The 13,709-nt window shown below is 36.4% G+C and carries 15 protein-coding genes and 1 pseudogene; 4 read left to right on the top strand and 12 right to left on the bottom strand.

The features are described from left to right. Positions 1 to 333: 333 nt before the first annotated feature. The 9 genes and pseudogenes from ACEPXD_RS06070 to ACEPXD_RS06030 form a co-directional block, all read right to left on the bottom strand. On the bottom strand, positions 334 to 567 hold the full coding sequence (locus tag ACEPXD_RS06070; RefSeq protein ID WP_391121031.1) for a hypothetical protein: 234 nt from the start codon (positions 565 to 567) through the stop codon (positions 334 to 336). Further along, positions 545 to 1,105, bottom strand: coding sequence for a class I SAM-dependent methyltransferase (locus ACEPXD_RS06065; RefSeq protein ID WP_391121029.1), 561 nt, complete (start codon positions 1,103 to 1,105; stop codon positions 545 to 547). The genes ACEPXD_RS06070 and ACEPXD_RS06065 overlap by 23 nt, the downstream gene beginning before the upstream one ends. A gap of 412 nt (positions 1,106 to 1,517) precedes the next feature. Then, positions 1,518 to 1,916 carry a hypothetical protein gene (locus ACEPXD_RS06060; RefSeq protein WP_391121026.1) on the bottom strand — a complete coding sequence of 133 codons (399 nt, stop codon included), beginning with the start codon at positions 1,914 to 1,916 and terminating at the stop codon, positions 1,518 to 1,520. 627 nt (positions 1,917 to 2,543) lie between these two features. Further along, the gene (locus ACEPXD_RS06055; protein ID WP_391121023.1) at positions 2,544 to 3,380 is read right to left on the bottom strand and encodes a YitT family protein; all 837 of its coding nucleotides are present in this window, start codon (positions 3,378 to 3,380) and stop codon (positions 2,544 to 2,546) included. 89 nt (positions 3,381 to 3,469) lie between these two features. Then, complete coding sequence (locus ACEPXD_RS06050; RefSeq protein WP_391121020.1) at positions 3,470 to 4,366, bottom strand: LysR family transcriptional regulator; 897 nt, start codon at positions 4,364 to 4,366, stop codon at positions 3,470 to 3,472. A gap of 258 nt (positions 4,367 to 4,624) precedes the next feature. Continuing rightward, complete coding sequence (locus ACEPXD_RS06045) at positions 4,625 to 5,314, bottom strand: DUF6944 family repetitive protein (protein ID WP_391121017.1); 690 nt, start codon at positions 5,312 to 5,314, stop codon at positions 4,625 to 4,627. Positions 5,315 to 5,995: 681 nt separating this feature from the next. Further along, positions 5,996 to 6,894: pseudogene (locus tag ACEPXD_RS06040) on the bottom strand (alanine:cation symporter family protein). Positions 6,895 to 7,278: 384 nt separating this feature from the next. Beyond that, the gene (locus ACEPXD_RS06035) at positions 7,279 to 8,217 is read right to left on the bottom strand and encodes a Gfo/Idh/MocA family protein (RefSeq protein WP_391121014.1); all 939 of its coding nucleotides are present in this window, start codon (positions 8,215 to 8,217) and stop codon (positions 7,279 to 7,281) included. A gap of 143 nt (positions 8,218 to 8,360) precedes the next feature. Continuing rightward, on the bottom strand, positions 8,361 to 8,564 hold the full coding sequence (locus ACEPXD_RS06030; RefSeq protein WP_391121011.1) for a hypothetical protein: 204 nt from the start codon (positions 8,562 to 8,564) through the stop codon (positions 8,361 to 8,363). 38 nt (positions 8,565 to 8,602) lie between these two features. Here ACEPXD_RS06030 and pgeF point away from each other — a divergent pair, with 38 nt between their 5' ends. After that, positions 8,603 to 9,367 carry a peptidoglycan editing factor PgeF gene (pgeF, locus tag ACEPXD_RS06025; RefSeq protein ID WP_391121008.1) on the top strand — a complete coding sequence of 255 codons (765 nt, stop codon included), beginning with the start codon at positions 8,603 to 8,605 and terminating at the stop codon, positions 9,365 to 9,367. A 12-nt stretch (positions 9,368 to 9,379) separates the two neighbouring features. Next, positions 9,380 to 9,865: a DUF4188 domain-containing protein gene (locus ACEPXD_RS06020; RefSeq protein WP_391121005.1), complete on the top strand. Its 486-nt coding sequence runs from the start codon at positions 9,380 to 9,382 to the stop codon at positions 9,863 to 9,865. Positions 9,866 to 9,912: 47 nt separating this feature from the next. Here the strand turns inward: ACEPXD_RS06020 and splB are convergent, their stop codons facing one another. The 3 genes from splB to ACEPXD_RS06005 all read right to left on the bottom strand — a co-directional run bounded on the left by splB (position 9,913) and on the right by ACEPXD_RS06005 (position 12,023). Further along, the gene (gene splB / locus ACEPXD_RS06015; RefSeq protein ID WP_391121003.1) at positions 9,913 to 10,941 is read right to left on the bottom strand and encodes a spore photoproduct lyase; all 1,029 of its coding nucleotides are present in this window, start codon (positions 10,939 to 10,941) and stop codon (positions 9,913 to 9,915) included. Positions 10,942 to 10,955: 14 nt separating this feature from the next. Beyond that, a complete protein-coding gene (locus ACEPXD_RS06010; protein WP_391121000.1) occupies positions 10,956 to 11,180 on the bottom strand; it encodes a transcriptional regulator SplA domain-containing protein in 225 nt (74 codons plus the stop codon). A 174-nt stretch (positions 11,181 to 11,354) separates the two neighbouring features. Continuing rightward, positions 11,355 to 12,023: a DUF6944 family repetitive protein gene (locus ACEPXD_RS06005; protein ID WP_391120997.1), complete on the bottom strand. Its 669-nt coding sequence runs from the start codon at positions 12,021 to 12,023 to the stop codon at positions 11,355 to 11,357. 305 nt (positions 12,024 to 12,328) lie between these two features. Between ACEPXD_RS06005 and ACEPXD_RS06000 the strand changes: the two genes are divergently transcribed. Next, positions 12,329 to 12,601 carry a small, acid-soluble spore protein, alpha/beta type gene (locus tag ACEPXD_RS06000; protein WP_391120994.1) on the top strand — a complete coding sequence of 91 codons (273 nt, stop codon included), beginning with the start codon at positions 12,329 to 12,331 and terminating at the stop codon, positions 12,599 to 12,601. Between the two features lie 173 nt (positions 12,602 to 12,774). Then, positions 12,775 to 13,707, top strand: coding sequence for a hypothetical protein (locus ACEPXD_RS05995; RefSeq protein ID WP_391120991.1), 933 nt, complete (start codon positions 12,775 to 12,777; stop codon positions 13,705 to 13,707). The last annotated feature ends 2 nt before the right edge of the window (positions 13,708 to 13,709 follow it).

Raw genomic sequence — 13,709 nt, 5'->3', positions numbered from 1 at the left:
AACAGTCATGATTATTAACTATTAGTCTTAACATATAAACATATGACTATCGAATTATTCACATTATCAATTTAACGATATACTAAGTAAATAATATTAATACTTTAGCATTATGTCAATCGATTTTTTATTATTTTGTAATTATCTGACGAATAATGTCGAAAGTATTATCCAATCTATACAACGAAAAACACTTCATTTAGGTGAAGTGCTAAGAAACTTTCTCCTTTCTTTTTTTACTGGCAGCCTATAGTAATAATGAAGAAGGTATCAACTTAGTACAAATCTTAAATGTAATTTGAAGAAGTTGATAGTAAGTTATAAGAAGTGAAGCTATATTTTCGTTGCTCTCAATAAAATAGACTCCCCTTGAAATGATGTAACTTTATTATTGTTTATCAGGATACGAAATTTTTTTTTCATCTTGTCTGATGTATTCAGTATGAATTCGTTTAAATTCACTTTCTCTATTTCTGACAGATGCATGCGATCACACCAACTCTCGAACTCAAACCATTTTTCAAAACGATGCCACTCTTGGATTTCAAATCCAAGTAACTCTAACATTTGGAGCCATTCGGTTTTTTTTCCATGCTCGATAATGACTATAGTCTCTCATTTTTTCAACATTATTATAAAATTGATCAAAGTCATCTTGCTCAGGAGCGACGTTATCATCCAATAAAAATTGGCCACCGTGTTTTAATACTCGATAAACTTCTCTTATAAAATCTTCGATGTTTGGAAAATGATGAGGAGCAATACGACAACTAACTAAATCAAATGAATCGTTAGAAAAGGGCATTTTTTCAGCATCCCCTTCTACAAAAACGACGTTAAAATATCCATTTCCTTTTATAAATTGTTTAGCTGCAGATAACATTTCGGCTGTCAAATCCATGGCCGTTACCTTTCGTACGAGAGGTGCAAAGGCATTTGCTGTATGTCCACCTCCTGTAGCTACATCAAGCAACTCCTCACTCCCAGTTGCACGAGACATATCTACCAGTCTTTTCAGATCTTCCCCTTTACTGTGTCTCTCACTTTTTACATATAGTTCTGCACTACGACCAAATTGCTTTTGAACGTCTTTTTTGATATCCATTTGTTCTCCTCCTTCACTTAATACGATTGAATCCGTCTTAGCTTTTATGAATAGCCTCTACCCTTTACTATAGTTAATGTGAAGCATAAGAAAAGTAGTACTTTTAAATGAATATCAATTAGTAAATATTATCAAACAGTTTCCGCGTCACTCCTATCCCATCTTTTCCTTTTCGGTAATCCTGTTGCTAATATTGTTTGTCCATCGCTCCTCTACTAGAAAATGAAAGAATAGAAACTATTTATATACTAAATAAACAGCCGAAGAAACAAACTCGGCTGTTATTTTGACTTTTTTATTTTATTAATGCTGGACTATTAACAATTTAGCTAGAAAAGCAGATACATGGGATCCAAGGATGTCCTTGGATCCCACGTAAGATTTCTAAACAAATTAATAAGTTGTTCTATGCCTATAAGCCTTTAATTTTCTTGACAATATCACTTGGCATTTTAATCTTAAATGTTTTATTTACATCTACTAATTTTATTGCCTTTCGTACATCCATATAGCTATTCTTAAAGAATTTACTATTTTCTACAATATCAATTATGACCGCTTCTAAAAAAGCAATACTACCTAAAATTAAAAGGATAATAAATGAAATCTTATCTAAAATGCCGTCGATAGAATATGGTTTATAAGAAATATAGTTGAGTTTGAAATAAAAAAAGAGTGCACCAATTGCAAAAGAAAACACAGGAATATATTTTATTAAGTTATTGGACATCTTTTTCCCTAAATAGTAAGTGATGCAAGCCATAAAACCCATTAAAATCAAACAAACAAGTATAGCAATCTTAAAGCTCATAGGTCCACCTCTTTCATATTAAATCGATACGTTTTTAGTTCATCAGGTCACCTGTAATCATTACATTAATATATTCGTTAACTTATAAAATAAACACTTCATCATACAGGTTATGATAGGACAAAATCTGAATGGGGATGTTTCAACTGGTTGAATTTAATACCTCTATACCAATTTTTACCCAAACAATGAAAATTTAAACCATTATTTTATCAAGTTAAATATCTCAACATTCGTTAAACTTACTGATAATCCTCAGGAAATCCTTTTCATTATATTAATGACACATTCACACTTAAACATTTTAAAGAGGACAACTTTAGCAAGATTTTAGTTATGATTACAGCCAAAAAATAAAGGAAGAAACGCTCTTTTAATTTCATAAAATTATAAAAAATATATAAATTCTGTATTTTGTTTTACCATATTATTGTAAGATGGATGTATACATTCAATCCTAAATAATAACCTCTATTTTTACTTTCCTTAAAAAACAATAAGTTACTTGGGTCTCCTTATTAACTTGACCTAGCAATTAAACTTAAAAAGCCCACAAGTCATAATCGACTGTGTGGGCCACTTTGTTTGAAAGCATTATTTAATAGATAATCATTATTTCTCCAAAAATCAGCTTACACTAAACCCACTTCCCAATACATCGCGTACATCATGGACGACAACAAATGCTTGTTCATCTACACTTTTGATGGTTTGTTTCAATTGGACTAGTTCCTGTTGATTGATGACAATATAGAGGACTTCCTTTTGGTCCTGGCTATAACCGCCGCGTCCTTCTAAAATCGTCACGCCGCGCGTCATGTTTTCTAAGATAAACTGGCGAATCGATTCGGAGTGTTCGGAAATGATTGTCACTGCCGTTCGGCTATTCAGTCCTTCAATCACATAATCGATTACTTTAGAACCTAAAAACACAGCAACAAGTGTGTACATTGCTTTTTCTTGGCCAATGATGAATACCGAACCCCCAATAACAATAATATCAATGACGAGGACGCCTTTGCCTAGACTCCAGCCTAAATATTGATTGGCTAAACGCGCTATAATGGCGGATCCTCCGGAAGTTCCACCTGCTCTAAACATCAGGCCTAAACCAAGTCCTACAAATACCCCTGAAAATAGAGCAGCAAGCAAGGTGTCCCCATTCAATCGATGTCCTACGTCTTCTGTTATGAACAGAAAAAATGAGGAAGAAATGATTCCGATTACTGTATAAATCATTGTCTTTTTATCGAAAAACTTATAGCCTATCGTCAAAAGGATAGCATTGATAACAAGGTTTACAACACCAGGAGACCATTGGAATAAATAGTATGTAATAACGGTAACCCCAATGACACCACCTTCGGATAATCGATATGGGATTGCAAAATAGTTAATGCCGATCGCGAATAATAGGGACCCTATAATGATTAAAGATATTTCTTTGAAACGTTGTTGTGCCATGTAATGTATTTCCTCCTACCAATTTAACCCGTCAAAAAATAGGGCGTTCAGCCGCAATTAGGCCAAACGCCACTTTATGTACTGTACTGTCAGTCTTCTGACTCCCATTTTTTTGCGTGTTTTTCAATTATTTCAATTAATTTATTCATCGCAGGTGTCAGCCATTTATCTTTGTGATATGCGAGTTGAGTAGTTACGAATTCCTCGCTGTGCACCCAAGGTAATTCAATTAAACTGCCGCGTTCCAGTTCATCCCTCACCGTCATCAAGGGTAGATAAGAAAGACCCAAGCCACACTTTACTGATTGCTTGATGGCCTCGATATTCCAGAAAGCAATGCGGGAACAACCCACGCCTTCTTCTTTGATCCATCTTTCTAACAAATCACGATAACTTCCAGACTCCGTTAAAAGCAACACTTCACCCTCCAAATCGTCTGGGGTGATAATAGCTTTGTCACATAAACGGTGACCTGGCGGGGCAATCATCACCAACGTCTCTTTCACTAGATCATTCGTGACGATATCAGATCCTAGTTTTTCAGGATTTGTAAATAATGCCAAATCAAATTTACCGGATTTCAATTCGTTATGAAGCTCTTGGCTTTCGGATGGTTGTAAAATAAGATGAACACTAGGGTACATCCTCTTAAACTCATACAAGATGGTTGGCAACCTATACACCATTAGGGATTCATTTGCCCCTATCAAGACCGTACCAGAAGGTTCCATGTTTAACCGTGAAGAGTCAACTGCTTCTTGGTAAAGTTTTAAAATTTCCTTTGCATATGACGCTAGATGTTGGCCCGCATCCGTTAAAACAACCGTTTTTCCAAGCCGGTCAAAGAGGCGATTCCCAACAGCCTCTTCCAATGCTCTAACATGATTAGTTACTGTCGACTGTGTATACCCTAACTGTTCACCAGCACGCGTAAATCCTCGACAATCGGCCACAACCAAAAAGGTCTTTAGATTGCGAAGCTCCATTGTCATTCCCCCAATACGAGTAATATTCTTCATATTGTATAGGAATCAGATATGAAAGACGATGTTTTTTACTTCCAAGGGATATTATAGTATCTTAATCAAAATTAATGAAATGAATTATTTTAATTAAAATCATTTAAAAAATTAGGGTTAGTGAATTCTAAATGAATCATTTTGATAAAAAAGGAATCATATCTTTGTTATTCCTACCTTGATATCTAAACTTCTTAAATAAATCTATGAGATTAAGAAGAATAATTAATGATACAAAGGCACCATCTTAATTCTTTTTAGCAAAACAGTATTCGGCACATACCAATAGTACCCCATGTCAGCTTCACCCCCCTTTTTTTGTGGTGTTATGTTGGTATCCGAAGTAATCGATAATGCAAATACCTCTACACATGCTCCAACAACTTGAACCCAGCTTCCAATCAATGATAATCTCTCTCCTGGTGTATCCATTTTATTTAATACGAAAACGCTTCCAGCTGCATCAAGAAACGCTCCCAATGCGAATAAGCTATTTCCTGTCACTTCTAGATTTTTAGTAGGTGATATTCCTTCTGCAGCTCCTACAGCCTCATAAGCTGCACCAAGACCTTGGAACCCGCTCCCTAATGCATTTAATCTAAGTCCAACTTCTTTTGAGGTATGGATTTCAATTTCCGTTGCAACAATATCTGTAATGTTCCCACCAACTAGAAGCCATGCACCTATGATATTGTCCATTTGGAACGACTCTTTTTCTTCCAAAAATAATTCTATATTTCCCTGACCTTGAAGACCATTACCAATAGCTTGGATGGCATTTCCTTGAGCAACCCACTTTGAACCATTTGGATTTCCCATCGCAATTTCTTTCGTTTGTCCTAGGGCAGAGATAGTCGTGCCAATTACAAGCACCCATGCTCCAGCATAGATGAGCTCCTCTCCATGTTTCTTCACAACATCACACCGTTTCATAAAAGAAGTTACTATATCTTATTCAATAATATATAAGAATATCGGGAAGTAAAAAGCAGATGGAAGGTGATAACTGACCATACATTGATTTAGACAAATATTAGGAGAAGCGTCCACTCGCCCCCGCAGAAAACGAAAGCCAGAGCGCTAAATCCAAGTAGCAGCAACTATTTATTGGAAAGTGGACTAACAAGACGTTTTTTCAGTACACACTACTAAATTTCTTTTTAGAAATTTAGAGTAGCTAAGCCTGGTCCATTATTTACATTTTTCGGCATTTTGAGACCAGTTGATGTTAAACCCGATACTAATTTTTCATGAAGCGAGACCAATCATACGAAATCGAGACTAATTGAAAGGCACTAAAAAAATTTAGTGCGGGGTTAGGAACTCATGCGAAATAAGCGTTACAGACGTTATCCCTTAAGAAGCTTAGCGAAACGAGATTTTTTAGTTTTGCAAATTTCTTCTGTGAAATTATGCAAAGCTGTGTTAGAAAATCCTATGCAACAAAAAATACACTAACAAGATAATTTCCGGAGTTCAATTTTATATAATACCTCTTGAAACGTTTTTATATCAACGTTTCAAGCTTTCTAAATCGACAAAAAAGAGCACTACCCATAGGCAGTACTCTTTTCGCTAACTTATGTTAGTCTTCTTTTATAACTTTTCCTCATCTTCCCAGCATTCAGCCCCTTTGAGACATGGAATTGTACTTGCTTTAAACACAGGATTTAAACCCTTTTCGTGCTGACTTGAGTAATCGTCTAACGCTTTAAACGCTACTTTACCAAGTACCAAAATGACAATCAAGTTTAATATCGCCACCATTCCCATGAATAAATCCGCCATGCTCCAGACAATAATTACCTTTGCCATAGCACCGTACATAACCATGCCAAGTACAGCGAAACGGTAAAAAGTCATACAAGATTTGTGAGCATTAATGAATTCAATATTCGTCTCGCCGTAATAATAGCTGGTACTTCTGTAATATTCATAATCAAGATGTACAGTGACACCATTATGTAGAGAATCGCCATAACTGGAACAATTGTCTGCGTGACTTTTACAATTCTTTGCACTCCACCAAAAATGATGACTGCTGATAATAGAACAAGGCCAAGACCTATCGCCAAATCAGGAATTCCGAAGACATCCGAGAATGATTGACTAATTGTATTCGATTGCACAGCGTTGAAAATAAATCCAAAACAAAGGGTTAAAAGAATCGCAAACACAATCCCAAGTTTCCGCATTCCCTAAGCTTTTTGCATATAATATGCAGGTCCACCAATTCCAATAGCAAGTGCGATCCCTGTAATGTTACCCGTACCTTCACGAGATGCTGCACTGAATGTGAATGCCTGGAACGGGGAAACCCCATTTTCTCCTTCTTTCTTCCCAACAATCAGGTGGAACTTTTCACCAAACCACAGTACTTGAACGAATTTTGTACGAATTGTAAAATAAGCTCCTATTAATAGAAGAATACCAAACAGTACGTATGTCCATATAAAGTCATTCACTGGACCAACCAGCCAATTAAGTGCGTCCATAAACATGTTGAAACCACCTCTTTCCAATCTATTTTAAGGTGGCCGAGTTATATTTACCTACTCCAAAGCAAAAAATGTCTACCTGTTTCGCTATATTTGTATAAGTCAAAATAGTGAGTCTTCCTTATGTCCGTACCAATTTTCTACTATTCACTTTTACTCAATTTCCTCTCGCTTACTATCTTTATTGTCTATTCTTTCACTAAGCTTACCAACTATCTATGCAGAGCATGTAGCAAATCATCGGACATACGTTAATCGCAGAATAACCAGAAAGAAATAGAGCCGATGGTAGTGACATTGTCACTACCATCGGCTCTTTCATTCTATCTGTGAAATAGGGTTCTTGTTTAAGAACCACATTCATAAAATTTAAAAGAGTTCTTATACTAATAACTGGTCAATCCAATTTTGTACCTTCAATCCTTCTTCAAACGATACGATCAGAGACTCCTTACCATTTATCAAGAAATGACATGCGTCCAATAGACTTTCGGGCTTACAGTCCGGAATAATATGAACGGCTTTCTCGTCCTTTTCACTTACCCAGAGCTCTGACCAATTTCTGATTGTCATTACTTTTTTTGTTCCAAAAACCTTAAATTCTAGACGTTCTTCCTGTCCAATACCTGCCAAGCTATTCAAAACAATTGGTATGCCACTTTCTGTTTTAGCCAAAGCCGTAACACCTGTTTCGCATAATTCTTCATTTTCTGGATACGTCGTCTCATGGGAAGAAATCGTTAAATCACCGAACAGGTGATACAAGATTTGCAGATAATGTGGAAATATTTCTCTTATGAAACCTCCTTGTTCTCTAGAGGCAATCCACGGATTTTGTTGCCATTTTCTTGGCCAGTGTGGGAAGTATGTATGTAGCTCAATACGAACAATATCGCCAAGTGAATCTGTAGTTATCGCTTTTTTAAGACTATGTACTTCAGGACTATACATTAACGGAAAATGCATCGCTGTATGAACCTTAGCTTCAACTGCTGCTTTTACCATACGCATGCCATCTCGCGTATCATGTGCAAGAGGCTTTTCAGAAAGGATATTAAAACCACGTGCAGCTATTTGTTCTGCCAAAGGTGCATGACTTACTGGAGGTGTTCCAATATAAACCCAATTCGGTTGTGATTGATAAAGTTCCTCTAATGTTTCAACAGCTGGAAGTTGATATTTTGTTGAGATTTCCTTAAGTCTTGTTTTATTTTCGTCGAATACGGACACAATCTCACAATTAGAATGAGCCAAAATTTGATTAATAATTCGCTCCCCAACAACTCCAGTTCCAATTAACGCAAAAGTAGTTTTAGTCATAATGCACTCTCTCTCATATGTATTTGTATAATATTTATCCAGTCATTTTAAAAAGAACACTCTAATGCTTCTCATCCAATTTTATCATATATGAAATCTGAAACTATAAAAATTTATAATATAAAAAAGATTTCCTCAATAATTCATAATACTGCTAAAATATATGGCATCCCATTAGAACGCTCCTTCATACATTCGTTATTTAATCGAAGTATTCTGTAGTGCTTTCCACAAGGTCTTTTTGTTGTACCGCTCCCAGTTTCCTTACTTTGATATCGCTCTTCTGGTTCATCTTTCACATCAATCCAATAGATTATTTCTTTACCAGTGTTTACTGACCTATACACCAAGTTTACACTAATATATATTAATAATAGGTGATGATATGAAAACAAACATGTACTTAAATAATGAGAAATTCATAGCAGGAATAACTATGAAAGATGAAACGGAACATGAAGACAACAATATGGCTCTTCATGTCTGTGAAACCCCTAAAAATGTAATAGAAAATCGCAAGAAATTAGCTTCTTTTTTGGATTGCGATTTAGATACCTTCGTTTGTGCAAATCAAACTCATAGCTCAAATTTTCATCGAGTTACGCTTAATGACAAAGGGAGAGGTGCTGAGCGAATGAATACTGCGATTGCAGATACAGACGCCCTGTATACGTATGAGCCAAATCTGTTATTGTCTAGTTTTACAGCGGATTGTGTACCCGTAATTTTTCATAGTGAAGTGAATGGTCTAATTGGCGTAATTCATTCGGGATGGCAAGGTACGGTTAAAGAAATTACTTTGAAACTTTTTGAGCATTTAAAACAAGTGGAACATTGTAATCCAAGTGATTTGCATGTCCATATTGGTGCAGCGCTGAGCCAGGAAAAATTTGAAGTCGATGAAGATGTGTATGTAAAATTTAAACATCTTGGTTATACAGATGATTTTATCTATTACAATGACCAAACCCACAAGTATCACATTGACAATCAGCAAACTGTGAAAAAACAATGTGAACTTGCAGGCATTCCATCCGATCAAATTACCATTGATCCGACTTGTACTTATTTGCATCCAGATGGTTTCTCTTATCGTCAAGACAAACTAAGTGGAAGACATCTGAGTTATATTATGAAAAAAAGTGATTGAGAGGGGAATTGAATGGCTAAACAGATTTTCACCGGGCGTTATACAACGGAGAATAACGAGGATATTGTCGTGTTTATTATTGGGATGAGGATTAATAAGCGACTTGCCGTTAATAAGTGGCTTCCGGTATTTAGTGCAATGCCTGGAATGATTAAAGAACTTTATACGAACAAAGAAGCGTTAGGGTTTTTGTCCATGGAAAGCTATTTTGGTCTTAGAACCACGGTAATGATTCAATATTGGCGTTCCACTGAAGATCTGCTAGCTTATGCTAATGGTGAGAAACATTTGGCAGCATGGAAGAATTTTAATAAAAAAATAGGTAACAATAACACTGTCGGAATTTATCACGAAACCTATAATCTTAAAAAGGGGCATTACGAAACAGTGTATGGAAATATGCCTCTATATGGTTTGGGAAAGGCAATGAAACATATGCCAATTACTGCTGAACGCAACTCTGCTCGAAAGCGGCTTAATAACATAACAAAAACATGATAACGAAAAGCACATCAATTGCATAACTTGATGTGCTTTTGTACTGTTCACGTAAAATATTCAAGTTTAGCCTTTGGAAAAAATTTTTTCATATACCCATAAAGATGTTCTTTTATATCTTCTTCTTCCTCTTTTTGATAAATGTATTTACCTATCCCATACTTTCCCCATTTATATCTTCTCGCGGATTCATCTAACTCTAATTTGGTCATTGGATAGTTTTTCTCAATCACTTTTTTAGCGGGCTTCGTAAAGCGGTGTTGAATGAATTCAAACGTTATATCATCTCTTGCATCCATAGGAAGTTCCGCGTTAAGCCGCTCAAACAGATGGTAATATCCTTCCTCCCATCCTTCATGGAGGTAAATTGGAGCTACGATGAAACCAAGTGGATAACCAGCTCTCGCTACTTTTCCTGCTGCTTCAATTCGATTGGCTAAAGAAGATGTACCTGGCTCAAAATTTTTAATCACATAATCAGCATTTACACTGAATCGAAATCTGGTCTTTCCGTTATGCTTGGCATCCAGTAAATGGTCTACATAATGGAATTTCGTTACAAATCTCAATCTCCCTAATTCCATTTGACCAAAGTGTTCGATTGCTCGTTTTAATGTATGGGTTAAGTGATCAATTCCTACAATATCGGAAGTACAAGATGCTTCAAATCGAGTAATGTCAGGCGCACGTTCTTCCATATAGCGATCAGCGGCTTCCAAGATTTCTTCTACATTCACATATGTACGAATGTATGGCTTGCTTCCCATGGTTGTTTGTAAATAACAATAATGACAATGCCCCATACAGCCTGTAGCAAAAGGTATTGCATATTCAGCTGAAGGTTTGGACGTATCGAACTTAAGGGTTTTCCGAATTCCCACGACAAGCGTTGATTTGGCAATACGGTACTTTTGAAAATCATTTTCACCAGGTAGATCTCGAACTTGATTATGGGAAGTCGTATAACGAATTTCTGTTCCCATCTTTTCAAATTTTTCTTTTAGTTCTTTCCCAAGTGGATATTCCAATGCATTTGGTTCAAAATATACAAGCTGTGGTGTAAATGGTTTTTTCATGCCCTACCTCCCTATTAATGAAAATACTGGCGATACGCGTTTTCAGCATCTGCTTCATTTGCATAGATGGCCATTTCAGTTGATAAAGGGTAATAAGTTTCATAAAGAAAAAGAGCTAATTCATTCGGATTATCCGGGCTATTTACAACGGCCGCTTCTTGTATATTAGCTACATTTTGGATATGTGGATTTCGATAAAAAATATAAACTACGTCTCCCGCATTGTAATCACTAAGCAAGACATCACCCTCCTCATTTCTTGCAGTTAGCTTGGCTGTATATGAGAAAATTATGTCACTGTTTGTTGATTTATTAGTAAAGGAAATTGTCAGGGACAGAATTCCTATTAAAGAATGAAAAAGCGACCGAAATTCTCTCTTCGGCCACCTTATATACGGAGTGTCATTAGGGTGCTATATCATTCCATAAGGATTCGGCTCGTACCAATAATACCCTACATTAACAAATGGATAAGCATAACTTTTTTGTTGAGTTAATTCGATATTCGATGCAATGGCTAAAGCAATAAGTTCTGTACATGCGCCAATTACTTGTGTCCAACTTCCAATTAATTCCAGTAATTCTCCTGAGATATCCAATTTATTTAGTATCGATATATTTCCAGTTGCATCCAGAAATGCACCCAATGCTACTAGGCTATTTCCTGTAGCCTCAAGATTTTTTGTTGGTGATTTTCCGGCTACAGCTCCCATAGCTTCATAAACTGCACCAAGGCCCTGTACCCCGCTTCCAACTGCATTTAACCTAAGTCCCTCTTTCTCAGAAGTATGGATTTCAATCTCCGTTGCAACTGTATTTGTAGAGTTCCCTCCAGCTTGAAGCCAGCATCCAATGATGTTGTCCATTCGAAATGGCTCTTTTTCTTCCATAAATAATTCTGTATTTCCGAGTGCTTGAAGGCTATTTCCAAAAGCTTCGATGGCATTTCCCTGAGCAACTAACTCTGCACCCTTTGGATTACCTGTCGTAGTTTCCTTCGTTTGTCCTATAGCAGATATAATTGTTCCAATTACAATCACCCATGCCCCAGAAAAAATAAGCTCCTCTCCATGTTTCTTCACAACACCCCACCGTTCCAGAAAAGAAGTTATTATATCTTATTCAAGAGTACATATGTGGTGTTTTCATTATTTAAACTTTGCTGTTTCACCTTGTACTCTCTAATTGAATCAAGTCAAAAAAAGGTGGTTTTTTATTAGAAAAGAGAGCGACATTCTAAAATTTATATTTCCCGGAAAATAGTTTAGTCTGATTTTCTCAGATTGGGCTTAATTAATTTTGAGTTGTACTTTAAATTAGTACTTTGCACTGATACGAGTAAAGTTTCATTTTCAGGAAAGAATAATTTACAAAGGAGTGAAGAAAATTGGCAAAAAGAAATAAAATATTAGTTCCATCCGCTCGTGAAGAATTAGACAAACTTAAGGCTCGAGTAATGAAAGATAGAGGTTACTATGTAGATATTAACAATCCCGATAATGTAAAGTACGAAATTGCAGATGAACTAAATATTCCATTGAATAAGGGATATAACGGCAAACTTACAGCTGAACAGGCAGGAAAAATAGGTGGACCAATTGGCGGTAATATGGTTAAAGAAATGATAAGGATGGCTCAAGAACAAATGGCAAGAAAATGAACTATACTCTGGAGTCGCTCTATGTGAGGCGCATAATCAGTGAAGGTTTGGGGATTATAAAGCTGAAATGGATGCAGCACTAGTATTTCCATTCCTTTATAAGAGATGCGAATGTCTTAACTCCCTACCGTGCAATCAAAATAGTAGAAAATACAACTGGAGGTACTACACAGATGACACAAACACAACAAAATATTAGTTCAAGAAGTGCATATACACGCTTCATGTTGGGCTCAATGATGACTGCATACGGCACCATAAGACTTATACATGATTCGAAAAGCAGAAGTGGACAATTGCTCATCTTGTTAGGTTCAATGAAAGCTGCGGAAGGCGCAACAAAATTTTGCCCGAGAAAGGCAATGGGTTCATCCATATCGAACAGTAATATGATACAAAAAATGAAGAGTGGCAACACTTCTCAAAGTGCATCAGCTGGTGCTGCATTGAATAGCAAGACACAATCTGGAGAAAGTACTTTGGGTAATAGCAATAGGCAAATGAGTGGAAACATTATGCAAATGGTTGGGAAGATTATTCAAATGTTAACTAGTGGAAATGCATCTCAAAATACAGATGCTAGTTCACCAAATAAGGAAAGGACTAATAGCAAGAGCAGCGCTTCAGGACAAAATGCTGCTAGTGGGAACACCGCTCAAACGATTGGAGATGTGGCCAAACAAATGACGAGTGGAACTGGATCCCAAACGATTGGGAACATTGCCCAATCGGTTGCACCACAAGTTGGACAATTAATGAACGATTTAGCTAGCATGACTGGATCGCAAACTGGCAGTGGAACGAATAAGAGTGGAAAACAAGCAGCCGGGACGAATGACAATACGAAAAAAGGTGCAAGTGGAACCTTAAATGGTGCAAAAAATGCAAATAGTGGTGCTTCTAACTCAGCTTCCGCTTCTATAAATAATGAGAACAAGCAAGCTGCTTCCGCAAATGAAAACAGCGTTCAAAAAACAGATACAACAAAACTAAATAAAGACGGTATCGCTAATAAATCGAACTTATCAAATGTAGATCTAGCGGTAATAAAAGCAGCTTCGAAAACAACTGACCAAAACGTAACTTCGTCAAATATTCTACAATAACC

The sequence above is a fragment of the Psychrobacillus sp. L3 genome (assembly GCF_042945595.1).
In the GTDB taxonomy this organism is placed as follows: Bacteria; Bacillota; Bacilli; order Bacillales_A; family Planococcaceae; genus Psychrobacillus.
This window is presented reverse-complemented; position numbering and strand designations above follow the sequence as displayed.

Excerpts from the sequence above, each read along its gene's own strand:
- ACEPXD_RS06070 (WP_391121031.1), bottom strand. The coding sequence starts at position 567 with ATGTTAGAGTTACTTGGATTTGAAATCCAAGAGTGGCATCGTTTTGAA.
- ACEPXD_RS06065 (WP_391121029.1), bottom strand. The coding sequence starts at position 1,105 with ATGGATATCAAAAAAGACGTTCAAAAGCAATTTGGTCGTAGTGCAGAA.
- ACEPXD_RS06060 (WP_391121026.1), bottom strand. The coding sequence starts at position 1,916 with ATGAGCTTTAAGATTGCTATACTTGTTTGTTTGATTTTAATGGGTTTT.
- ACEPXD_RS06055 (WP_391121023.1), bottom strand. The coding sequence starts at position 3,380 with ATGGCACAACAACGTTTCAAAGAAATATCTTTAATCATTATAGGGTCC.
- ACEPXD_RS06050 (WP_391121020.1), bottom strand. The coding sequence starts at position 4,366 with ATGGAGCTTCGCAATCTAAAGACCTTTTTGGTTGTGGCCGATTGTCGA.
- ACEPXD_RS06035 (WP_391121014.1), bottom strand. The coding sequence starts at position 8,217 with ATGACTAAAACTACTTTTGCGTTAATTGGAACTGGAGTTGTTGGGGAG.
- pgeF (WP_391121008.1), top strand. The coding sequence starts at position 8,603 with ATGAAAACAAACATGTACTTAAATAATGAGAAATTCATAGCAGGAATA.
- ACEPXD_RS06020 (WP_391121005.1), top strand. The coding sequence starts at position 9,380 with ATGGCTAAACAGATTTTCACCGGGCGTTATACAACGGAGAATAACGAG.
- splB (WP_391121003.1), bottom strand. The coding sequence starts at position 10,941 with ATGAAAAAACCATTTACACCACAGCTTGTATATTTTGAACCAAATGCA.
- ACEPXD_RS05995 (WP_391120991.1), top strand. The coding sequence starts at position 12,775 with ATGACACAAACACAACAAAATATTAGTTCAAGAAGTGCATATACACGC.